This is a genomic window from Actinophytocola sp. (assembly GCF_049647105.1).
GTDB lineage: Bacteria > Actinomycetota > Actinomycetes > Mycobacteriales > Pseudonocardiaceae > Actinophytocola.
The window spans coordinates 17,566-39,734 of the sequence record NZ_JBARWZ010000281.1 but is presented as its reverse complement, the minus strand read 5'-3'; the positions used below and the strand labels follow the sequence as shown (position 1 = coordinate 39,734).

Annotated in this window: 22 protein-coding genes; 6 read left to right on the top strand and 16 right to left on the bottom strand. The window is 70.2% G+C overall.

Annotation, left to right across the window (positions count from 1 at the left end; translation table 11 throughout):
- Positions 1–1,351 (bottom strand): BTAD domain-containing putative transcriptional regulator (locus WBA97_RS33420; RefSeq protein ID WP_424234981.1); only part of this gene is annotated, 1,351 nt, incomplete at its 3' end.
- Between the two features lie 44 nt (positions 1,352–1,395).
- On the opposite strand from WBA97_RS33420, the gene WBA97_RS33415 reads away from it, so the two are divergent.
- The gene (locus tag WBA97_RS33415) at positions 1,396–2,328 is read left to right on the top strand and encodes a 5'-3' exonuclease (RefSeq protein ID WP_424234980.1); all 933 of its coding nucleotides are present in this window, start codon (positions 1,396–1,398) and stop codon (positions 2,326–2,328) included.
- Positions 2,329–2,700: 372 nt separating this feature from the next.
- Here the strand turns inward: WBA97_RS33415 and WBA97_RS33410 are convergent, their stop codons facing one another.
- Positions 2,701–3,411 (bottom strand): TetR/AcrR family transcriptional regulator, encoded by a 711-nt coding sequence (locus tag WBA97_RS33410; RefSeq protein WP_424234979.1) that lies wholly within the window; start codon positions 3,409–3,411, stop codon positions 2,701–2,703.
- A gap of 54 nt (positions 3,412–3,465) precedes the next feature.
- Between WBA97_RS33410 and WBA97_RS33405 the strand changes: the two genes are divergently transcribed.
- On the top strand, positions 3,466–3,651 hold the full coding sequence (locus tag WBA97_RS33405; RefSeq protein WP_424234978.1) for a hypothetical protein: 186 nt from the start codon (positions 3,466–3,468) through the stop codon (positions 3,649–3,651).
- Positions 3,642–4,238 (top strand): lysophospholipid acyltransferase family protein, encoded by a 597-nt coding sequence (locus WBA97_RS33400; RefSeq protein WP_424234977.1) that lies wholly within the window; start codon positions 3,642–3,644, stop codon positions 4,236–4,238. Before WBA97_RS33405 ends, WBA97_RS33400 begins: the two co-directional genes overlap by 10 nt.
- Here the strand turns inward: WBA97_RS33400 and WBA97_RS33395 are convergent.
- From WBA97_RS33395 to WBA97_RS33350, 10 genes are all read right to left on the bottom strand, one after another.
- Entirely contained in the window at positions 4,235–5,464 is a 1,230-nt protein-coding gene (locus WBA97_RS33395; protein WP_424234976.1) for a GNAT family N-acetyltransferase, read from the bottom strand. The genes WBA97_RS33400 and WBA97_RS33395 overlap by 4 nt on opposite strands.
- 96 nt (positions 5,465–5,560) lie before the next feature.
- Positions 5,561–5,908, bottom strand: a complete 348-nt coding sequence (locus tag WBA97_RS33390; protein WP_424234975.1) for a DUF4333 domain-containing protein — start codon at positions 5,906–5,908, stop codon at positions 5,561–5,563.
- Positions 5,909–6,013: 105 nt separating this feature from the next.
- Positions 6,014–6,655 carry a DUF4333 domain-containing protein gene (locus tag WBA97_RS33385; RefSeq protein ID WP_424234974.1) on the bottom strand — a complete coding sequence of 214 codons (642 nt, stop codon included), beginning with the start codon at positions 6,653–6,655 and terminating at the stop codon, positions 6,014–6,016.
- A 130-nt stretch (positions 6,656–6,785) separates the two neighbouring features.
- Positions 6,786–9,566: a DEAD/DEAH box helicase gene (locus WBA97_RS33380; RefSeq protein ID WP_424234973.1), complete on the bottom strand. Its 2,781-nt coding sequence runs from the start codon at positions 9,564–9,566 to the stop codon at positions 6,786–6,788.
- 29 nt (positions 9,567–9,595) lie between these two features.
- On the bottom strand, positions 9,596–10,489 hold the full coding sequence (locus tag WBA97_RS33375; protein WP_424234972.1) for a diacylglycerol/lipid kinase family protein: 894 nt from the start codon (positions 10,487–10,489) through the stop codon (positions 9,596–9,598).
- 1 nt (position 10,490) lies between these two features.
- Positions 10,491–11,423: a twin-arginine translocase subunit TatC gene (gene tatC / locus WBA97_RS33370; RefSeq protein WP_424234971.1), complete on the bottom strand. Its 933-nt coding sequence runs from the start codon at positions 11,421–11,423 to the stop codon at positions 10,491–10,493.
- A gap of 20 nt (positions 11,424–11,443) precedes the next feature.
- Positions 11,444–11,728, bottom strand: coding sequence for a Sec-independent protein translocase subunit TatA (gene tatA / locus WBA97_RS33365; protein ID WP_424234970.1), 285 nt, complete (start codon positions 11,726–11,728; stop codon positions 11,444–11,446).
- On the bottom strand, positions 11,721–11,984 hold the full coding sequence (locus WBA97_RS33360) for a bacteriophage holin (RefSeq protein WP_424234982.1): 264 nt from the start codon (positions 11,982–11,984) through the stop codon (positions 11,721–11,723). Before WBA97_RS33360 ends, tatA begins: the two co-directional genes overlap by 8 nt.
- Before the next feature lie 114 nt (positions 11,985–12,098).
- Positions 12,099–13,055 carry a helix-turn-helix transcriptional regulator gene (locus WBA97_RS33355; RefSeq protein ID WP_424234969.1) on the bottom strand — a complete coding sequence of 319 codons (957 nt, stop codon included), beginning with the start codon at positions 13,053–13,055 and terminating at the stop codon, positions 12,099–12,101.
- Positions 13,052–14,023 carry a helix-turn-helix transcriptional regulator gene (locus WBA97_RS33350; RefSeq protein ID WP_424234968.1) on the bottom strand — a complete coding sequence of 324 codons (972 nt, stop codon included), beginning with the start codon at positions 14,021–14,023 and terminating at the stop codon, positions 13,052–13,054. The genes WBA97_RS33355 and WBA97_RS33350 overlap by 4 nt, the downstream gene beginning before the upstream one ends.
- Before the next feature lie 174 nt (positions 14,024–14,197).
- Here WBA97_RS33350 and WBA97_RS33345 point away from each other — a divergent pair, with 174 nt between their 5' ends.
- Both WBA97_RS33345 and WBA97_RS33340 read left to right on the top strand, forming a co-directional pair.
- Positions 14,198–14,890, top strand: a complete 693-nt coding sequence (locus WBA97_RS33345; RefSeq protein WP_424234967.1) for a FadR/GntR family transcriptional regulator — start codon at positions 14,198–14,200, stop codon at positions 14,888–14,890.
- The gene (locus WBA97_RS33340; protein ID WP_424234966.1) at positions 14,887–15,609 is read left to right on the top strand and encodes a sterol desaturase family protein; all 723 of its coding nucleotides are present in this window, start codon (positions 14,887–14,889) and stop codon (positions 15,607–15,609) included. Before WBA97_RS33345 ends, WBA97_RS33340 begins: the two co-directional genes overlap by 4 nt.
- Before the next feature lie 203 nt (positions 15,610–15,812).
- On the opposite strand, the gene WBA97_RS33335 is transcribed toward WBA97_RS33340, so the two are convergent.
- Positions 15,813–16,508, bottom strand: coding sequence for a TetR/AcrR family transcriptional regulator (locus WBA97_RS33335; RefSeq protein WP_424234965.1), 696 nt, complete (start codon positions 16,506–16,508; stop codon positions 15,813–15,815).
- Positions 16,509–16,600: 92 nt separating this feature from the next.
- On the opposite strand from WBA97_RS33335, the gene WBA97_RS33330 reads away from it, so the two are divergent.
- Positions 16,601–18,751 (top strand): MMPL family transporter, encoded by a 2,151-nt coding sequence (locus WBA97_RS33330; protein ID WP_424234964.1) that lies wholly within the window; start codon positions 16,601–16,603, stop codon positions 18,749–18,751.
- Between the two features lie 253 nt (positions 18,752–19,004).
- Here WBA97_RS33330 and pafA read toward each other — a convergent pair whose 3' ends face one another.
- The 3 genes from pafA to prcB form a co-directional block, all read right to left on the bottom strand.
- A complete protein-coding gene (gene pafA, locus WBA97_RS33325; protein WP_424234963.1) occupies positions 19,005–20,363 on the bottom strand; it encodes a Pup--protein ligase in 1,359 nt (452 codons plus the stop codon).
- Positions 20,364–20,444: 81 nt separating this feature from the next.
- Positions 20,445–21,206: a proteasome subunit alpha gene (gene prcA / locus WBA97_RS33320; RefSeq protein WP_424234962.1), complete on the bottom strand. Its 762-nt coding sequence runs from the start codon at positions 21,204–21,206 to the stop codon at positions 20,445–20,447.
- A 48-nt stretch (positions 21,207–21,254) separates the two neighbouring features.
- On the bottom strand, positions 21,255–22,136 hold the full coding sequence (prcB, locus tag WBA97_RS33315) for a proteasome subunit beta (RefSeq protein WP_424234961.1): 882 nt from the start codon (positions 22,134–22,136) through the stop codon (positions 21,255–21,257).
- Between the last annotated feature and the right edge of the window lie 33 nt (positions 22,137–22,169).

The following is a 22,169-nucleotide window of genomic DNA, read 5'->3' as shown; positions in this document are numbered from 1 at the left end:
CGTCGACGGTCAACCCGGGGCGCACGGCCCGTGCCCGGTCGGCGAGCAACCGGACGGCCGGATAGCCGAGCGCGTCGGCCGGGTCGGTGTCCTCGGGTGGCAGCGCGAGCGGGTCGACCGGCCACAGCGTCTCGCCGGTGATGCCGAGCGGTTCGCGGCTGGTGGCGAGGATGCGCAGCCCGGGGCACTCGCCGAGCAGCCGGTCGGCGAGTGCCGCGGCGGCCGCGACGAGGTGCTCGCAGTTGTCGAGGACCAGCAGCGGCGAGCGGGTGGACAACGCGGCGGCGAGCCGGTCGATGGGCGCCTCGACCGGGTCCGGCCTGGTGCGGCCCGGACTCGTGGCGACCAGCGTCTGCGCACGCAGCCCCAGGGCACCCAGCACGGCCTGCGGCACGTCGGCGCCGTCACCGACCGGCGCCAGCTCGACGAACCACACCCCGTCGGGCCCTCGGTCGACCAGCGCGCGGCCCACCTCGGTGGCGAGCCGGGTCTTGCCGGAGCCACCCGGCCCGGTGAGCGTCACGAGGCGCGACTCCCCGACCATCGCGGTCACCCTGGCCAGTTCCTCGTCGCGGCCGACGAAGCTGGTGAGACCGGCGCGGAGGTTGGTCCTGCGCCGATCCTGCCTGGCGTCGGGCCCGCGCAGGAGGTCGAGGTGCAGTGCGGTCAGCTCGGCCGACGGGTCCGCACCCAGCTCCTCGGCGAGGGTGTCCTTGACACGGGCGAAGACGGCGAGGGCGTCGGCGGTGCGCCCGGCCCGCGCGAGCGACCGCATCAGCAGTCCCGCGAACCGTTCCCGCAACGGGTGCTCCGCGACGAGCGACTCGAGCTCCGGGACGAGGTCCGCGCCGCGGGTAGCGAGGTCGGCCTCGATCCGGTCGCCGAGCGCGGCGAGCCGGAGCTCGGTGAGCCGCACGACCGGTGCCTGCGCGAACGCGGCGGTGGTGGCGTCGGCGAGCGCGGGCCCACGCCACAACGCGAGCGCGTCGCGGAGCACGGCGGCGGTGGTGACCGGGTCGGTGGCAAGCATGGCCCTGCCCCTGGCGGCGAGCCGCTCGAACCGGTGCACGTCGACGTCGTCCCGGTCGAGCACCAGTTGATAACCGGTAGGGCGGGACTCGACGGTGAGCCCGGTGCGGCGCAGCCGGGACATCAGTGCCTGCAGGGCGTTCGCGGCCTCGGCGGGTGGGTCGTCGCCCCAGACACCGTCGACGAGCCTGCCCGAGGAAACGACGTGGCCCGCGTCGAGCGCGAGGATGATCAGGAGCGTGCGCAGGCGGGCACCGGGGACCTGGGACGGGGTTCCGTCGTCGGCCCGCACACTGAGTGGGCCGAGCATCGCGACACGCACCCTGATGATTCTGCCCTGATGCCCCGGCATGGCAGGCTGACCCCGTGACTGGCCCACTCGTACTGCTGGACTCCGCGAGCCTGTACTTCCGCTCCTACTTCGCGCTGCCCGACTCGATGACCGCGCCCGACGGCACGGTCGTGAACGCCGTGCGCGGTTTCACCGACACGATCGCGCGCATCCTCACCGACCGCAAACCGTCGCGGCTCGTGGCGTGCATGGACGCGGACTGGCGCCCGGCGTTCCGGGTGAACGCGCTGCCGACGTACAAGGCGCACCGCGTCGCGGACCCGGTGAACAACGTCGAGGAGGTGCCGGACACGCTGACGCCGCAGGTGCCGATCATCCTCGACGTGCTCGACGCGTTCGGCATCGCCGTCGCCGAGGCGGATGGTTACGAGGCCGACGACGTGATCGGCACGCTGGCCCACCGTGAGACGACCGACCCGGTCGAGGTGATCACCGGTGACCGCGACCTGTTCCAGGTGGTCCGCCACGAGCCGACGCCCGCCAGCGTCGTGTACGTGGGCCGAGGCTGGGCGAAGGCGGAGGTCATCGGCCCGCGCGAGCTGGCCGCGAAGTACGGGCTGCCCGAGGAGAACACGGGCATCGCGTACGCGGACATGGCTCTGCTGCGCGGAGATCCCTCCGACGGCCTGCCGGGTGTGACGAGCATCGGCGAGAAGACGGCGGCGAAGCTGATGGTCAAGTACGGGTCCCTCGAAGGCCTGCTGGCCGCCGCCGCGGCGACCCCGAGCGACGTGGCGCTGCGCGTGCGGTCGGCGCTGACGGACGCGGCGGAGTACGTGGTCGCGGCACCGCTGGTGGTGCGGGTCGCGCTGGACGCGGACGTGGTGCAGGACCGGGACGACCGGGTGCCTGCCGAGCCGCGTGACCTGGACCGCGTGCGTGAGCTGCAGGAGAAGTGGGACCTGGGTGCTTCTATCGACCGGCTGCTGGCGGCCCTGCCGGGCTGACGACCGCGAAGCGGGAGAGGTCGGGACCGCTGTCCTCGGGCCCGCAGGCACCCACGAGGGCGGCCACGAACAGGACGACGAGCACACGCTTCACCACGCGGCAACGCTACCCCGGCGGACGGGGTTTGGCCTCCGGCCCCCCGTTTCCCACGCTACCGGCGACCACCGACAGAACCGGCCGCTGCCGCGGCCGCCTGTGGACAACCGAACGTCACCAGCCACGGCGACGGCGCCTGTGGACAACCGGCCACGCGCGCGCCCCGAAAATGTCGGTGCCCCATGGCAGGCTGGTAACCGGGGGCCGGAGGCCAGACCGGCCTGGTCCGGCACCCCAGGCCAAGCCGCCGACTCAGGTACGCACACCGAGCCCGCTCATGTGGCTGTGGACAACCAAGCCCGCGCGCGCCGGAAACGTCGGTGGCGCGTGCGAGACTTGAACCGGGGGCCGGAGGCCAGCACCAACAGCAGCGTCACCGCCGCCACGGGCTGACCGAGCAGCCTGCCCAGCGCGCGGCGGGCCTTCGCCGGGGCCGTCATGTCGCGCTGCAGCTGGAGCGCGTTGTTCAGCCCCAGCATCACGCCCGACACCTCGAACGCCAGCAGGTCCGCGTCCGTGTCGGCGGGCAGGTCGCCGTCGGCCGTCGCGGTGCGGATCTGGCGGTACAGGTCGCGGTCCCACACCGACGCGAGCCCCGCGATCGTGTCGCGCACGCGGCCGGGGCGGTCGTCGAACTCCGCGGCCGCCGCCATGAAGAAGCAGCCGCCCGGGAACACCCGGCGCTCCAGGTACGACACCCACGCCGCGCACATCGCCGTCAGCTTGCGCAGGCCCGGCTTCGCCGTGTGAGCCGGCTCGGCCACCTCGCGGGCGAAGATCTCCGCCGCCACGTCGATCACCGCGAGCTGGAGTTCCTCCTTGGACCCGAAGTGTCCCAATACGCCTGACTTGCTCATGCCCAGCTCGGTCGCCAACCGCCCGATCGTCAGGCCCTCGAGCCCTTCCGCCGACGCCAGGCGCACGCCGTACGCCAGGATGTCGGCCCTCGTCTGGCGGGCCTCGGCAACGGACCGTCGCGGACTCATGAGCGACACTGTAGCATTTGGCGACCGAACGTTCGGACGCTAAAAGGAGCACCTGTGCCGGGATCCCGCATCGCCGCGATGGGCCACCACCAACCCCCGCCGGACGTGCCCGTGGCCACGGATGTCGACGAGTCCGGCAACACCTCGGCCGCGCGGTCGAAACTGTTGGCACGCAACGAGATCCGGGCAGGGTTCGGCGGCGGCCTGTCATGGGCGGGACGGGTCGTGCCATGCCTCTGATCCGGGTCGAAGGCCGCGAGCACCTGCCAAGGACCGGCGCGGTCGTCCTCGCCAGCAACCACCTGTCGTTCATCGACAGCGTCGTCATCCGGCTCGCGGCGCCGCGCAGGGTCACGTTCCTCGCGAAGGACGAGTACTTCACCGGCCGAGGGTTGCGTGGAAGGCTCGTGCGCTGGTTCTTCACCGCGGTCGGGTCGGTCCCGGTCAGCCGAGGCAGCCACCGCGCCGCGCAGGCGGCACTCGACACCGCACGCGAGGTGCTCGACGGTGGGAACGTGTTCGGCATCTACCCGGAGGGCACACGGTCACTGGACGGCAAGCTGTATCGAGGGCGGACCGGCGTCGCCTGGCTCGCACTGGCGACCGGCGCGCCGGTGGTGCCGGTCGCCCTCGCCGGCACCGAACGACTGCAACCGGTCGGCAAGCGGGTGCCCCGCCCGCACCGGGTGACGGTCCGGTTCGGGCCGCCCATGACCTTCCTCGGCGACCCGAAGTCGGCACGTGCCCGCCGTGCGGTCACCGACGAGGTCATGCTGGCGATCGGCGAGCTGTCCGGACAGGAACGCGCCGACCGCTTCGCGGCCTAGAAGAGCGACCCGTTCCAGGCGGGCCGGTCGACCGCGAACAGCCGGTCGGCGGCGGAGGGCGCGGCCGGGTCGGCGACGGTGATCCGGCCGACGTCCGCGAGCACACTCGGCCGGTACGTACCGAGGTAGATCATGGCGAGCACGTCGACGTCCATGGTGAGCGCGGGCGCGGCCGCCGTCCGCTCCATCCCATGTGGACCGATGCGGTACCGGCCGGAGTTGCCAGGCAGCAACGGGTCCACGACCTCGATGACAACCGGTTCGGCGACGCCGTAGGTGCGGGCGGCCAGCGCGGCGGGCACGTCGACGACGCGTAGCCACAGCTCGGCCTCGCTCTCGTCGCGCACCGCGTAGGCGTCGTCGAGCATCGCCTCGATCGGGTCGTCCATCGGCCGGACGTAGGCCACGACCTCCTCGATCAGATCGACGCCGACGAGGTGACCCCACAGGGCGTTGGCGACGCCCTGGTCGGCGAACTGGAAGTCGAGGACGTAGAGCTCGCCGTGGGCGCGGACGTCACGGGACGACGACTCCGCCGGCTTGTAGGCCACCCAGCCGTCGATGTCACCCGATGGCGAGAAGTGCGCGGCGACCAGCAGGTGGTCGGTCTTGATACGACGCGTGTAGCTGAGCGTCCACCACTGGTCGCCGCGCCCCATGAGCCCGGTGCGGGTGGGTTGCAGCGCCGGGTAGGCGGCGCGGAGGGCAGGGAGCGCCTCGTCGTGGTCGAGCAGCCGGACGGTGCCCGTGACCGGCACCTCCGCACGCAGCCGTGCGCGCTTCGACCGGACCCGGATGTCACGCGCGATCGTGCCGACGCCGTAGCCGAAGCGGCCGTAGATCACCGGTTCCGAAGCGTGCAGCGCGGCGAACGCCTCGCTGCGGGCGGCCGAGTCCTCGAGCTGGGCACGCATCATCCCCGTGAGCGCGCCCCGGCGGCGGTAGTCGCTGCGCACGCCGACATAGGTGACACCGGCCATCGGCAGGCTCGCGCCGCCCGGCACGGTGAGACTGGCCGGGAACGACATCGCCGTGCCGACCTGGCGGTCACCGTCGAAGGCGCCGTACGTCCGGTCGGCGGCATAGGCGTGGCGCATCAGTTCCCACAGCTCGTCCGACGATGGCTTGGCGTGCAGCGCCGCGAGGAACAGGTCGTGGGCGCCGCGCAGCCGGTCGTCCGCCACGGTGCGGAACGTGAGCCCGGTGGGCATCAGAGTCTGGGTCACGGCCCGATGATGCCCACCGGACGCGCGGAACGCGAGCTATTAGAGGGCGCGCGAATAGGGTCGGTGGATGCCCGTCGTGCCCTATTCGCGCGCCCTCTACTTCGGCTCGCTGACCTGGATGCCGCCCTGCTCGTTGAGGACGCTCACCTCGACCGTGCGCTCCTCGCCCGCGACGACGACCGTGCAGTCGAACGTGGCACCCTTCTCGAAGCTCAGCGACGGGGTCGGCGGGCAGTCGACACTGCCGACGTCGGTCAGCTGGTACTCCTGCTCGAGCACCTTCGCGATGCCGTCCGCGCCTTCCAGTGCCCCCTCGGAGAGGCTCTCCAGTGTCGGGACGTCCGGTACGTCGGGCACGTCGACCTCGGGCAGGTTGGAGCAACCTGCCAGGACGAGCGCGGGAACGACGGCAAGGGCGATGCGAAGGCGCACGTAGATCCTCATCTGCGTAGGGGATGTCGGGTTTGTCCCCTTCAGTGTACGGAGAAGCCCCGGACGGGTGACAGCGACCTGTCAGTCGTCCGGGGCTTCAACGAAGACCTGCTTGGCTTACTCCGGAAGAGAAACCTGGTACTCGGCGTTCTCCTCGTTGGTCACCGTGACCGTGACGGTGACCTCCTCGGGCTCATCGCCACCGATCTTCACCGTGCACTCGAACTTGTTGCCCTGCTTGACCTCCTGGTCCGCGGGGCAGCTCACCGACTCGACGTTCTCGACCTTGTACTCGTCGACGAGGATCTTCTTGACGCCGTTGTCACCTTGCAGCGCCGCCTGGTCCAGCACCTTGGTGTTCAGGAAACCCGGGGTCACAAGGCCGAGCACCAGGAACGCCGCGGCGGCCAGCACCACGACCACCATCGTGATCCAGATCCACGCGCCGCCGCCCTTCTTGGGCTGCTGTTGCTGGTACTGCTGCTGATAGGGGTTCGGGAACTCCCCCGACGGCGGCTGGCCGTACTGGGGCTGCTGCCCGTACTGCGGCTGGCCGTACTGCTGCGTCGGCTGGGGCTGCTGCGGTGGCTGCTGGCCGTAACCACCGTACGGCTGCTGCTGACCAGGTTGCGGGGGGTATCCACCCTGTGCAGGCATCCCCCCGGACGGTGTGCCGGGGGTGGGACCACCGCCGTAGGGTTGTTGTCCCCACTGCTGCTGCGGGTCGTTCCCACCGGGCGGCCCGTAAGGGCTGGTCATTGTTCGCCTCCGCGAAATCGAGGTCGTGCCAGGGCGCGATCAAACCATAGCGGGAGGTTGGCATGGCGTGTGGTCCGCCACGCGAAATCGAACACTCGTGGACGAGTGACGACGGCACAGAGCCCTCCGCTCATGCCGTGCCGAGCGCCACGACGCCGCGCCGCATCGCCCTCACGGCCTCCTTCGCGGCGGCGCCGACGGGCGCGTCCGAGCCGACCACGTCGCGCAGCTGCTCCAGAAGATCGATCACCTGGCGGCACCACCGCACGAAGTCACCCGCGGAGAACTCGCTGCCAGCCGACTCGGCCGCGGTCATCACACGCTCGAGCGTCTCGCCGCGTGCCCACCGGAACACGGTCCACGCGAAGCCCGCGTCCGGCTGGCGGGTGCGTTCCAGCTTGTGCCGCCGCTCATCGGCCTCCAGCGAGGCCCACAGCCGCGCGGTCTCCGCCAGCGCGTCGGTGACCAGGCCCGCCGGGACGCGTGCCTCGCTCGGCCCGTCGCGGCGTGCCTCGTACACCAGCGCCGACACGACCGCCGCCAGCTCCGGTGGCGGCAACTGGTCCCACACACCGTGCCGCAGGCACTCGGCGGCCAGCAGGTCCGACTCGCTGTAGAGCCGCGCGAGCCGCCTGCCGTCGTCGGTGACGGTGTCCTCCCCCTCCAGATAGCCGCGTTCGGTCAGCAGCTTGCGGATGCGGTCGAACGCGCGGGCCAGCGAGTGGGTCTGCGCGGCCACCTTCTGCTCCAGCGCTTGCGTTTCCGCGGCGAGGCGCCGATGCCGCTCCGCCCACCGCGCGTGCGCCTCACGGTCGTCGCAGCCGTGGCACGGGTGGTTGCGCAGCGCCCTGCGCAGTGCCGCGAGCTCGGCGTCGTCCTCGGCGCCACTGCCGCGGCGCTTGTTCCGGCCGGGCGCCTCGATGCCGGTGTTGCGCAGCGTGGACGCGAGGTCCCGGCGGGACCGGGGTGAGCGCAGGTCGACCTGTTTGGGCAGCTTCACGCGGCCGAGCGCCTCGACCGGGGTCGGGAAGTCGGCCACCGACAACCGGCCTGCCCAGCGGTCCTCGGTGAGCACGAGCGGGCGCGCGTCGCCCATCGGGTTCAGCCCGGGGTCGACGACGATCGCGAGGCCCGCGCGGCGACCGGACGGCACGGCGATCACATCGCCCTTGCGCAGCGTCTCCAGCGACCGGGCCGCCTCGGCGCGCCGGGCCGAGGAGTTCTTGCGGGACAACGCCTTCTCGCGCTCGTTCAGCTTCGCGCGCAGCTCAGCGTACTCGGTGAAGTCACCGAGGTGGCAGGTCATGGACTCCCGGTAACCGGCGAGCGCCTCGCGGTTGCGCTCGATCCGCCGCGCGAGCCCGACGACGCCGCGGTCGGCCTGGAACTGGGCGAACGACTGCTCCAGCATCTCGCGTGCCGCCCTGGCGCCGAGCCGGTCGACGAGGTTGACCGCCATGTTGTACGCGGGCCGGAACGACGAGCGCAGCGGGTAGGTGCGGGTGGAGGCGAGCCCGCCGACCTGGCGCGGGTCGACACCGGGCTGCCAGATGACGACCGCGTGACCCTCCACGTCGATGCCCCGGCGGCCCGCCCGGCCGGTGAGCTGCGTGTACTCCCCCGGCGTCAGCTCGACGTGCGCCTCGCCGTTGTACTTGACGAGCCGTTCCAGCACGACCGTGCGCGCGGGCATGTTGATGCCGAGCGCGAGGGTCTCGGTCGCGAACACCACCTTCACGAGGCCGCGGACGAACAGCTCCTCGACGGTCTCCTTGAACGCGGGCAGCAGCCCGGCGTGGTGGCTCGCGAACCCCCGTTCGAGCGCCTCGCGCCACTCCCAGTAACCGAGGACGCTCAGGTCGGCGTCGTTGAGGTCCTTGGTGCGGGCGTCGACGATCCGCCGGATCTCCGCGACCTCCGCCTCGGTGTTCATCCGCAGACCGGACCGCGTGCACTGCGACACGGCGGCCTCGCAGCCGACGCGGCTGAACACGAACACGATCGCGGGCAGCAACCCGGCCGCGTCGAGGCGGGTGACCACGTCGACGCGGGACGGCGGCCGGAAACGCGGACCGCGTGGCGCACCGGAGCGCCTGCCGGTGCGGGCACCCCTCGGCCCCCACGTGACCTGGCTGCGGCTCTCGTTCTCGGTGCGGCGCAGCAACTCGGGGTTGATGCGCGGCTCCCCTTCAGTGCCCTCGCCGGTGAACAGGTCGAGCATCCGGTTGTTGACCAGCATGTGCTGCCACAGCGGCACCGGCCGGTGCTCGTCGACGACGACGGTGGTGTCGCCTCGGACCTCCACGAGCCAGTCGCCGAACTCCTCCGCGTTGCTGACGGTGGCCGAAAGGCTGATCAGCCGCACCGACTCGGGCAGGTGCAGGATGACCTCCTCCCACACGGCGCCTCGGAAGCGGTCGGCGAGGTAGTGCACCTCGTCCATGACCACGTAGCCGAGCCCGTCGAGGGTCGACGAACCCGCGTACAGCATGTTGCGGAGGACCTCGGTGGTCATGACGACGATCGGCGCGCCACCGTTGACCGAGGTGTCGCCGGTGAGCAGGCCGACGGACCTGCTGCCGTGGCGCTCGACGAGGTCGGCGTACTTCTGGTTCGACAGCGCCTTGATGGGCGTCGTGTAGAAGCACTTCTGACGCTCGGCGAGCGCGAGGTGCACGGCGAACTCGCCCACCACGGTCTTGCCCGCGCCGGTCGGCGCGCACACGAGCACCCCGTGCCCGCCCTCGAGCGCGGCGCACGCCTGCTCCTGGAACGGGTCGAGCGTGAAGGACAGCGACGAGGCGAACTCGGTCACCTTCGGGTGGCTCGCACGCCTGCGGGCGGCCGTGTAGGACTCGGCGGGCGATTGCCCGTGCGCTGGCTCGGATGCTGGAGAAGGGCTGGCAGCCACGTGCCCAAGGTTGTCATATGGGTCGTGGGTCACGCGGTCCGGCCGACCACCTTCAACGCGTTGGGGACGCAGGTCACCTCGACCGGGAGGGGGCCGATGCGCTCGCCGTCGGCGTAGGCGACCCAGCCGTTGGCCTCGCCGATGCGGATCTTCGTAGTCCGCGACGTGGTGACCATCTGGTGGTGGACGTGCTTGCCGGTCCGCAGGCCGGGCAGCATTTTCACGAGGTCGAAACGGCTGGCCGCGCGGACCAGCGTGACGTCGAACAGCCCGTCGGCCGGGTCGGCGTCCGGGCAGATGGGGATGCCGCCGCCGTAGAAGGGGATGTTGCCGACGGCGATCTGGGTGGCGTCCAGTTCGGCGCGGTCGCCGTCCGCGTCGACGGTGAGCCGACCGGGGCGCAGCCTCGCCAGCTCGGCGAGGATCGCGAGGTCGTAGCGGCGGGGCCCGGACGGCCACCGCATCCGGTTGGCGCGTTCGTTGACCGAGGAGTCGAACCCGGCGCACAGGACACCGGCGAACCACGGCCCGCCTTCGACCCGGCCGAGGTCGATGGTGGTGGTTGCGCCGTCCTTGATGGCCCTGACCAGGTTTTCCGTCGCCGTCAGCGGGTCCTCCGGCGCGCCGGCGAGGGTGCGGGCGAGGTCGTTGCCGGTGCCCGCGGGGATGATGGCGAGGGTGACGCCGGTGTCCGCACAGAACTGGACGCCCTGGTGGGCCGACCCGTCGCCACCCACCACGACCAGCAGGTCGAGGCCGGCGTCCCGGGCCTTGTGCATCAGGCGGTGCGAATCCTCGACCGTGTTGGCCTCGACGGTGACGAGGTCGTCGACCGCGGTCCGCAGCCGGTCGGCGACGGTGCCCGCGATGCGACCCGCCCTGCCGAGTCCGGAGGCGGGGTGGACGACCATGGCGGCCCGCATGTCAGGTCACGTCGTCGACGTTGGACTTGTCCGACGTCGCACGCTCGGGCTCGACGTCGTAGTCCTCGTCGGGGTGCCAGCCGTCCGCGATGGCCTCGCGGTCCTTCTTGCGGTCATGGATGCGAGCGAGCTGGGTGGCGAGCTCGAACAGGACCGTCATGGCACCCGCGAGTGCCATCATGCCGATCGGGTCGGTGCCGGGCGTCGCGATCGCCGCGAACACGAACAGCGTGAAGATGATCCCGCGGCGCCACTTCTTGAGGTTGCGGTACGGGAGCACGCCGATCCGGTTCAGCATCGTGACCACCAGCGGCAGCTCGAAGCTGACGCCGAAGATCAGCAGCATGACCAGGACGAACGAGATGTAGTCGTTGGCCGCCAGCGCCGTGCTGAACTGGTCGCCACCGAAGCTGACCAGCACCTGGAGGCCCTTGGGGACCACGTAGTAGGCGAGGAAGGCGCCGCAGACGAACAGGATCGAGGCGAGGAAGACGAAGACGCGCGTGAACTTGCGCTCGTTGTCGTACAGGCCGGGCGTGATGAACGCCCAGATCTGGTACAGCCAGAACGGGCTCGTGAAGACCGCGCCCGCCGCGAGACCCACCTTGAACTGGATGAGGAACGCCTCGAACGGCTGCGTCTGCAACAGCTGACACTTGCCGTCCTCCGGCTCGAACCGGGGTGGGCTGGGCAGCTCACAGTAGGGACCGGTCAGCAGCTGACCGAGCGATGGGACCGGACCGATCCGCCACTGGAACCACAGGAAGCCGAGAATGCAGCCGAAGAGCAGGCACACCAGGGCGAGCCCGAGCCGATGCCGCAACTCGTACAGGTGATCCCGAAGGGTCATGGTGCCGTCGGGATTCTGTCGTCGACTTCGAAGCTTCTTCTTCTCGCGACGGCCTTCGTCCCGGCGGTGCGATGCGCGCGCCACCGTCTAGGACCTGTTCTCTCTCAGCCGGCGTTCTTGTTCTGCTGCTCGACCGACTGCGGCGTGACGCCGTTCGTCTGCGGCGGCTGCGGCGCCGGCGGCTGAGTCGGCGGCAGCTGCTGCTGCTGGACCGGCTGGGCGGCGGGCTTCTCATCGCCGTCGTCGCCACGCATGCTCTTGGTCTCTTCCTTGAAGGCCTTGGCAGACTTGCCGAGCGAACGCGCCATCTCGGGCAGCTTCCGCGCCCCGAAGAGCAGGATGATCACACCCGCGATGATCAGCAGCTCGGGCACACCCAGGTTACCCACGGTCGTCCTCCTGTCTCCCCCGGCTGTTCGATGGTACGTCAGCCGGAGCGCGCTTCACCCGTGCCAGGGTCTGTCTCATCGCCACCCGCATCGCCGCGGATCGTGCTCTCAAGGTGCCGGTCTCGTGGTCGAGGTACGTCCCCGTGGAGGCCGCGACCCGGTTGAACCGCCGCACGTGGCGGAGCACCCGGACCAGCACCCAGCAGAGCACCGACAAACCCACGACGACCACGATCCAGGTCGGCAGGTACGACATCACAGTTTCTACCGTAGTGGGCGTGTGGTGAAAGTACGAAGGCCGCCCGACCACTTAACACAAATCACACATCGACTGGTGGGACGACTGGGCGCGGCGGCCCCCACCAACACGTCATCGATACCTGGCCAACGCCCCCACCGCTCTCGACCGCAACGCCGACATCAGGTCCGATGGCGCCTCCACCACGGCGTCGCCGCCCAGGCCGAGTAGCAGGCGGACCATCCAGGACGGGTCCGCGTAGCGCATCCATACCCGGAGGTGGCCGCCATCCATTTCGGCGACTTCCTCCACCGGGTAGTACTCAGACACCCAGCGTGCGTCCGGGGACAGGACGAGCTGGGCCACCGGCTGGTCGGGTTGCGGGCGGAACAGGCCGGCCGTCGTGTCGGTCTGTTCGGCGTACGGGGGCGGGGCGGCGGGCTCGTCCAGTTCTGTCACGTCGTCGATGCGGTCCATGCGGAACAGGCGGACGCCCTCCGCTCGGCGGCACCACGCCTCCAGATAGCCGCGGCCCTCGACGATCAGCATGCGCATCGGATCCACCGTGCGTTCGGTGATCTCGTCCTTGGATGCCGTGTAGTACGTCATCCGCAGGGCTTTGTTGCCGCGCAGTGCTTTCTGCACCACCTCACGTGCCTTGGCCGTGGTGGCGCCTTCCCGGACGCCCAGCCCCACCGCCACCCCCGCAGGCTGGGCCTGCCCTGCCGCCGCCTCGATCTTCGCCACGGCTCTGCGGACCGCGTCCGCGTCGGCCACGCCCGGGGCGTCCAGCAGGGTGCGCAGCGCCACCAGTAGCGCGGTTGCCTCCGAGCCGGTCAGGCGCAGCGGGCGGCTCATGCCGGCGTCGAAGTTGACCGAGATCGTGTCGCCTTCGAAGGACAGGTCGATGAGGTCGCCTGGGCCGTAACCCGGGAGGCCACACATCCACAGCAGCTCAAGGTCCTTGCGCAGCTGCTTGGCACTGACCCCGAAGTCGGCCGCCGCCTCCTCGACGGCGATGCCGGGGCGGGCGATGAGGTACGGCACCAGCGCGAGCAGTCTCGGAAGGCGTTCCTGCGAGGTGTTCACGTCGCCTCCGCCACGGCGAGTAGCCGCTCGTGCACCGCCTTGCGCAGCACGTCCGGCTCCATCACCACCGCGTCCTGGCCGTAGCCCGCGATCCAGCTCGCCGCCGAGTCGGTGTGCAGCACCTCCAGCTCGACCAGGTCGCCCTGCTCACCGTCCAGCTCGCGCTCACCCACCACGGTCGCGCGCCTGCGCAGGCCCGCCGCGCCGTGTTTGGCCAGCCACAGCCGCACGGTCGACGTCTCCGGCGGCTCGTTGCTCGCACTGGCCACGAACTTCAACAGGTCGACGTCGTCGGGACGGCGCACGGTGCCCGACCTGCCGACCAACCGCACGTCGCCGACGATGCGGGACAGGCGGAAGCAGCGGGGTGCCTTGCGGTCGCGATCGTGCCCCACCACGTACCAGCGGCCGCGCCACGACACCACGCCCCACGGTTCCAGCGTGCGGCTGCGCAGCTCGGCGGGGGACGGTCGCCGGTAGTCGAAGCTGACGGCCTGTCCGGTCTGCACCGCGGCGAGCAGCGGGCCGAACGCGGGCTCGGTCGTGCGTACCTTCGGCTCGACCACCGCGGGGACGCCCTGGTCGACGTCCACCCCCGCGGCACGCAGTTTCAGCAGCGCGCCGTGCGCGGCGCCGGTCAGTTCCGGGGAGTCCCACAGGCGGACGGCCAGCGCGACGGCGGCCGCCTCGTCGGGTTCCAACTCGATGTCGCCGAGCTCGTAGTCGCGGCGCGCGATGCGGTAGCCGTCGACCTTGTCGAACGACCAGTTGCGCCCGACCTCGAGCGGGATGCCCAGCTCACGTAACTCGGTCTTGTCGCGCTCGAACATGCGGAAGAACGCGTCGTCATTTGGCGCGTCCTTGTAGCCGGGAACAATCTTGCGAATGCTCTCGGCGGGCAGGTACTGGCGCGTGGACAGCAGGCACAGCACCAGGTTCACGAGTCTTTCTGCGCGGACGACGGACACGTTTCGAACTCTAGCCCGACTGGGCGAGGGGAGTCCCGTTGGCGCGCCAAGGTGTTCGTGCGAACGGTCCATTGGTTCTGGCGAGTCGCCGACGCACTGGTATGACCACTTGACCTCTACCGTGTGACCAGGTAGTTCTTGTGCATGGCGTTACAACCCGTCGCCCGGCGCTCGGTGTCAGACGAAGTCTTCGACCAGATCCTCGACGACGTGGTCAGTGGTGAGTTCACCCCCGGTGAGGCACTGCCGAGCGAACGCAAACTCGCCGAGGTCCTCGGCGTCTCGCGACCCGCGGTCAGGGAGGCACTGCAACGGGTCTCCCAGGCCGGGCTCGTCGAGGTGCGCCAGGGCGACGCGACGACCGTGCGGGACTACCGCAGGCACGCGAGCCTCGACCTGCTCCCCCGTCTGCTTCTCCCCCGCGGCGAGCTCGATCCGGCCGTCGCGCGCAGCATCCTCGAGGCACGGCTGCTGATCGGCCCGCAGGTGGCCAGGCTCGCCGCCGAACGCGCGGGCGCGTCGATCGAGGCGCGGCTGCGGTCGGCCGTCGTCGCGATCGACGCCGACCCGGACCGGGTCGCACGGCAGCGGCACGCGCTCGTGTTCTGGGACCACATCGTCGACGGCGCCGACTCGATCGTGTTCCGGCTGATGTTCAACAGCCTGCGCGCCGCCTACGAACCGGCGCTCGGCGCGCTCGCCACGCTCATGGCCGCCGAGGTCGACCGGATCGACATGTACCGCGCGCTCGCGGCCCGGATCACGGGCGGCGACCCGGCCGGATCGCACCGCGCCGCGCACGACCTGCTCGCCCCGGCCACCGACGCCCTGCTGACCGCGATCCGACAACTGGAGGAGCTGCCATGACGCCCGCCGAACAGCTCGCCAAGCAACGCCTTGCCGAGGACGAGGCCGCGCTCACCGGCGCCAAGCGCCGTTCGACCAGCCTCGGCGACGCGGCGAAGGACTTCTGGCGCCATCCGTCCCCGTGGCTGATCGGCGCGCTCCTGGCGTGCGCCGCGACCACGCGCGGCCTGGTCGGCGACTGGCGGCTGTCCGACCTGTGGACGCCACTCGTCATGCTCGCCGTCTTCCCGTTCTTCGAATGGGCCGTGCACGTCTGCGTCCTGCACTGGCGCCCACGGCAGGTCGGTCGTGTCACCATCGACCCGCTGCTGTCCCGCAAGCACCGCGCCCACCACATCGACCCTCGGGACGTGCCGCTCGTGTTCATCCCGTGGCGGGTGCACCTGTGGCTCGTGCCGCTGATCGTGGCGATCGGCCTGCTCGCCTTCCCGCGCGCGGGCCTCGGCCTCACCTTCATGACCCTCGTCGGGCTGCTGGGACTCGGCTACGAGTGGACCCATTACCTGATCCACAGCGACTACCGGCCCCGGTCCCGGGTCTACCGCGCGATCTGGCGCAACCACCGCCTGCACCACTACAAGAACGAGCACTACTGGTTCACCGTCACCAGCTCGGGCACAGCCGACCGCGCACTCGGCACCTGTCCCACCCCGTCCCAGGTCGAGACCTCCCCCACCGTCCGCAACCTGCACAGCCAAGAAGCGGACCAGGTGAACTGACCCATAGATCTTTGTACGAGGGTCCAGGCCTGACCAACAGTGACCTCAGGGGAACGTGACGGCACCCAGCCACCAACCACCCGCGGACCGCGGATGCGCTGGGTCGGGACCAACACTTTCAATTCCGGGGAGGCGGACTAGGGGCGGCACCCAGCCACCAACCAACCACGGACCGCGGATGCGCTGGGTCGGGACCAACACCTTTAATTCCGGGGAGGCGGACTAGTTAGTTCCGTTGCCAGCAGGGATTCCTGCTCCCTGTCGAGGCCGTTGCCCTTCAGGCCGTGGCCGAGCACGAGCATGCTCCGCACGATCACCTCGTCGCGCAGGTGCTCCGACAGGTCGGACAGCGGCCCGTTCAGCAGCGTGGCGAGGCCGTGCACCATGGCCCACGCGGTGATCTCGGAGATCGGCCTGCGGTCCGGGCTGAGGTAACCGACCGCGACCAGGTCGTCCAGCGCACCGACCAGCAGCTGGTACGGGTTCGTCTGGGTTCGTTCGAACGGCCGGGGGGTCTGGCTCGACGCCGGTGCGAACACCGTGTGGAACAGGCCGGGCTCCTGCCTCGCGAACGTGAGGTAGCCGCGGCCGAACGCGCCGAACCTGGCCAGCGCGTGGCTCACCGGATCGCCGCCGACCGCCGGACGGGCCGCGACCGCCTTGGTCATCGCCGCGGTCAGCTCTTCGAGCGCGCGTTCCTTCGCCGCGGTCAGCAGTTCCTCATGACCGGCGAAGTGGCGGTAGGCGGCGGTCGGCGTCACGCCGACCTCCCTCGCGGCCGCTCTGATCGTCACCGATGCCGGGCCACCCTTGGCCGCGAGGTCGGCGGCCGCCCCGACCAGGGCATTACGCAGGTCGCCGTGGTGGTAACCACGCTTGCTCGACGCCGAGTCGTCCATGCGAGCAATGTTGACAGCAGTAAACATCCATGGCAAGTTAACACCCGATAAGTTTACAGTTGTACACATCTTGAGTGAGCAAGGGGAACGCCATGTTCGGACGAATCGGACGGTTCGCCGCAACCCACGCACGGGGAGTGCTGGTGGTGACCGCGCTGCTCATGGTGGGTGCGGCCGCTTTGGGGGTCACCGCGTTCGGCAAGCTCCAGACCGAGGGCTTCGACGACCCGAACTCGGACTCGAGCCAGGCCAAGGCCCTGATCGACAGCCAGTTCAACGGCGAGAACGACGTCGTGTTCCTGTTCTCGTCCGACACCGGCTCGGTCGACGACCCGGCCGTCATGACCGCCGCGGCCGAGCTGACCGACCGCCTCGCCACCGACCCGGGCATCGCCGGCTTCACCTCGTACTTCACGACGAAGGCGCCGCCGATGAAGTCGGCGGACGGCCAGTACGCGATCGGCGTCGCGCGGGTGACCGACGAGGGCCACGTCAAGGAACTGCGTGCCGACTACGGCGCGGGCACCGGCCCGATCAACGTCCAGGTCGGCGGGCCCGACGCGATCGGCGTCGACATCAGCCACCAGGTCGCCGGCGACCTCGCGGTGGCCGAGGCGATCGCGGTGCCGATCATCATGGTGCTGCTGGTCGTCGTGTTCGGCAGCGTGATCGCGGCCCTGCTTCCGCTCGCGATCGGCACGATCGCGGTGTTCGGCACGTTCGCGCTGCTGGCGATCCTCGGTTCGGCCACCGACGTCTCCGTGTTCGCGATCAACCTCACCACCGCGCTCGGGCTCGGCCTCGCCATCGACTACGCGTTGCTGATGGTGTCCCGGTTCCGTGAGGAACTGGCGTCCGGCCACGACACGACCGAGGCGGTCGTGCGCACCGTGGAGACCGCGGGCCGGACGATCGTGTTCAGTGCGCTGACGGTCGCGGTCGCCCTCGGTGCGCTGGTGCTGTTCCCGCTGTACTTCCTGCGATCCTTCGCCTACGCGGGCATCGGCGTGGTGATCATCGCGATGGCGAGCGCGATCTTCGTGCTCCCCGCGCTGCTCGCGCTGCTCGGCAAGCGCGTGAACTCGCTGCGGCTGCCGTGGGCGAAGCGGACGCCGACCTCGGTGTCGGCACTGTGGGCGAGGCTCGCGTCGGTGGCGCTGAAGCGACCGGTGCTGATGGGTGCGCCGGTGGTGCTCCTGCTGCTGCTGGGGGCGGTGCCCCTGCTGAACGTGGAGTTCGGCACGCCGGATGACCGGGTGCTGACGTCCTCGGCGGAGACCCGCGTGATCGGTGACGTGCTGCGCGCGGAGTTCCCCGGCGACGACGCGAAGGCGCTCCAGCTGGTGACGCGCTACCCGGCAGGGACAACGGTGGTCGGCGACTACGGGCTGGCGGTGTCCCGGCTGCCGGGCGTGGAGTCGGTGACGACGAGCGTCGGCACCTACGCGGACGGGAAGGCGGTCGGCCCCGGCGTCGCGGCGTACGCGGCGGAGGACCGGCAGCAGCGGATGACCGTGCTCACCGCGTACGACGCGCACTCCACCGAGGGCCAGGAGCTGGTCACGAAGTTGCGGGAGACCCCGGCGCCCGGCATGGAGGTACTGACAGGCGGCGCCGCGGCCCGGCTCGTGGACAGCAAGGACGCGATCGCGAGCAAGCTGCCGCTCGCGGCGGGCCTCATCGTGGTGAGCACGTTCGTGCTGCTGTTCCTGTTCTCCGGCAGCGTCCTGCAGCCACTGCGCGCACTGCTGTTCAACGTCCTCGGCCTGTCGGCGACGATCGGCCTGATGGTCATGATCTTCCAGGAGGGCTGGCTGTCCTCGTGGCTTGGCTTCACCCCGCTACCGCTCGACACAAGCATGCTGGTGCTGCTGTTCTGCGTCGTGTTCGGTCTGTCGATGGACTACGAGGTGTTCGTGCTGAGCCGGATCAAGGAGATGCACGAGCAGGGCGCGGACCTGCACGATGCGGTGCGGCACGGCCTGTCGCGCACCGGCAGGCTGGTGACGATGGCCGCCGTGCTGCTGGCCGTGAGCCTGCTCGCGTTCGGCACGAGCGGCGTCAGCTTCGTCCAGATGTTCGGCATCGGCAGCGGCGTGGCGATCCTCGTCGACGCCACCCTCATCCGGGGCGTGCTGGTCCCGGTCGGCATGCGCGCACTCGGCCGTGCCGCATGGTGGTCGCCACCGTTCATGCGGAGCATCCACGACCGCATCGGCCTGCGCGAGAAGGAACCGGTCTAGTGTTCCGAACCGGAAATGCGGTGCGTAAGTCGGTGGATCCAGGTTTCTGCTGGCAAGGCACCGATCCTCCCTCGTACCGGGTTGTACTTGGGTGGATCGGCAACGCCGCCAGAAGGAAGCTGGGCCGCCGAATTATGTGCCAGATTTCCGGTTCGGGACACTGGGAAGGGAGCGCGGCGCCCAGGGTCCCAGGACTCTGGGCGTCGCGCGCCATCCCGAGCCGGTCGTGGACGGGCCAAGCGGCCCGGCCACCTCACAGCGAAGCGATCAACCGCTCCACACGCTCGTCCACAGCCCGGAACGGGTCCTTGCACAGGACCGTCCGCTGAGCCTGGTCGTTCAGCTTCAGGTGCACCCAGTCGACCGTGAAGTCCCGGCCGGCCTGCTGAGCCGCGGCGATGAAGTCGCCGCGTAGCTTGGCTCTGGTGGTCTGTGGTGGAGTGTCCTTGGCGGCTTCGATCTCGCCGTCCTCGGTGACCCTGGCCACCAGGTCCTTGCGCTGCAGCAGGTCGAAGATGCCGCGGCCGCGGCGGATGTCGTGGTAGGCGAGGTCCAGTTGCGCGATCCTCGGGGACGACAGCTCCATGCTGTGCTTGGCCTGGTAGCGCTCCACCAGGCGGTGCTTGATGGCCCAGTCGATCTCGCGGTCGATGCGGGACAGATCCTGGGCCTCGACGGCGTCCAGGGTGCGGCCCCACAGTTCGATGACGCGGTCGGCCACCGGGTCCGGGCCGCGCTTCTCGACGTGTTCCTTGGCGCGGGAGAAGTACTCGCGCTGGATGTCCAGCGCCGACGCCTCCCGGCCGCCCGCGAGGCGGACCAGGCGGCGGCCCGTCAGGTCGTGGCTGATCTCGCGGATCGCGCGGATCGGGTTGTCCAGGCTGAAGTCGCGGAACTGGACGCCGTCCTCGATCATCTCCAGGACCAGGTTCGCGCTGCCGACCTTCAGCAGCGTGGTGGCCTCGGCCATGTTCGAGTCGCCCACGATGACGTGGAGCCTGCGGTAGCGCTCGGCGTCCGCGTGCGGCTCGTCGCGGGTGTTGATGATCGGGCGGGAACGCGTGGTCGCGGACGACACGCCTTCCCAGATGTGCTCCGCGCGCTGCGAAAGGCAGTACACGGCGCCGCGCGGAGTCTGCAGGACCTTGCCCGCGCCGCAGATCAGCTGCCGCGTGACCAGGAACGGCAGGAGCACGTCCGCGATCCGCGAGAACTCGCCCGCCCTCGTGACCAGGTAGTTCTCGTGGCAGCCGTACGAGTTGCCCGCGGAGTCGGTGTTGTTCTTGAAGAGGAAGATGTCGCCGCCGATGCCCTCGTCCGCCAGCCGCCGCTCGGCGTCGACGAGCAGGTCCTCGAGGATCCGCTCACCCGCCTTGTCGTGCGTGACCAACTGCACGAGGTCGTCGCACTCCGCGGTGGCGTACTCGGGGTGCGAGCCGACATCGAGGTAGAGACGCGAGCCGTTGCGCAGGAACACGTTCGAGGAACGACCCCAGGACACCACCCGTCGAAACAGGTACCGCGCGACCTCGTCCGGGCTCAGCCTGCGCTGTCCGTGGAACGTACAGGTCACGCCGAACTCGGTTTCAATGCCGAAGATCCGCCGCTGCATCCCTTCAGCCTAGGCGCTTCCCGGCCGGAGATCTCCCGGCCGCTTCGAGGTGAGATGAACGCGTCATCGAACTACTCCTCATCAGGCCTCGTCGGAGCCGGTGGCCCCGGACTCCGGGGTTTCCTCCGCCTGCTCGGCAGACTCGGGCGAATCGGACGGTAGCAGCGCGGTGAGCGCAGCGCCCTCGATGCGGCGGAAGGTCCTGCGCGGCCGCGCCCGTTCGAGGACCGCGACCTCCAGCTTGCCGATGCCGTTGTCGCCGTTGCCCGCCGACGCCGCCGCGGACAGCGCCGCGACCGAGAACCGGACCGCCGACTCCAGCGACATGTCCTCCTCGTAGGTCTCCTTCATCTTGGTGGAGATCGGCTCGGTCTGACCACCCATGACAAGGTAGGACGGCTCGTCCACGATCGAGCCGTCGTAGGTCAGGCGGTACAGCTGGTCGGTCTCCGCCGTGACCCCCACCTCGGCGACGCAGAGCTCCACCTCGAACGGCTTGAGCTGGTCGGAGAACTGCGCGGCCAGGGTCTGGGCGTACACGTTGGCGAGCTGGCGCGCCGACACGTCCCGGGGGTCGTTGGCGAGGCCCCACAGGTCGACGTGGCGAATGCCACCCCGGCGCAGGCCGTCGTACTCGCTGTAGCGGCCGGTGGCGGCGAAGCCGATCCGGTCGTAGATCTCGGAGACCTTGTGCAGCGTCGCCGACGGGTTCTCGGCGACGAACAGCACGCCGCCCGAGTACTTGAGCGCCACCACACTGCGGCCCCGGGCGATGCCCTTGCGGGCATACTCCGAGCGGTCCCGCATCAACTGCTCGGGTGAGGCGTACAGCGGCATCGTCACGGTGGAGGCTCCTCGTCTCTTTGTCTCGGGTCGGCGCGTCTGCGCTGGTCAGCCGCGCGGCTGGCTGGTCCGCTGGGTCACGACGATCTCGGCCACCTCGGCGGCCTCCTCGTCGGGGACGTGGACGGCGCCGTCGACCCCGGTGATCGTCACGATGCTGGGGTAGATCTTGCGTGCGAGGTCGGGACCGCCGGTCGCCGAGTCGTCGTCGGCGGCGTCGTAGAGCGCCTCGACGGCGTTGCGGATCGCGGTGTCCCGGTCGCTGTCGGGGTCCCACAGCTTCTTGAGCGCCGACCGCGCGAACAGCGAGCCGGAACCCACGCCGTGGAAGCCGGCACGCTCCTCGTACCGGCCGCCGACCACGTCGTAGGACACGATCCGCCCGGCTCGGGCCGGGTCGGGCGCGTCGACGTCGAAGCCGATGAACAGCGGCAGCACGGCGAGGCCCGCCATGGCGCCGTCGAGGTTCCCGCGCACCAGCGCCGCGAGCTTGTTCGTCTTGCCGTCCAGGGACAGCGGGACGCCCTCGATCTTCTCGTAGTGCGACAGCTCGACCTGGTAGAGCCGGACCATGTCCATCGCGAGCCCGGCCGTGCCCGCGATGCCCACCGCCGAGTAGGCGTCGGTCACGAACACCTTTTCCATGTCCCGCTGGGAGATGAGGTTGCCCGACGTAGCGCGCCGGTCACCGGCGATCAGGACGCCGCCGTTGAACTTCACGGCCACGATCGTGGTGCCGTGCGGCGGCTGCTGGGCCAGGTCCGACGCGCGCCTGGCACGCACGGGCTCCTCGCCGAGCCCGGCGGCCCCGGGCAGCAGATGAGGTGCCTGTACGCGCAGGAAGTCGATGAACGAGGACGTTCCGGCGGTCATGTAGGCAGCAGGGAGCGCGGCGCCCTGCGAACTGGCGCGGAAATGGATGTTGTCCATGCCTCTTTCTGTCCTGTCGGCGGGAAGAACGGT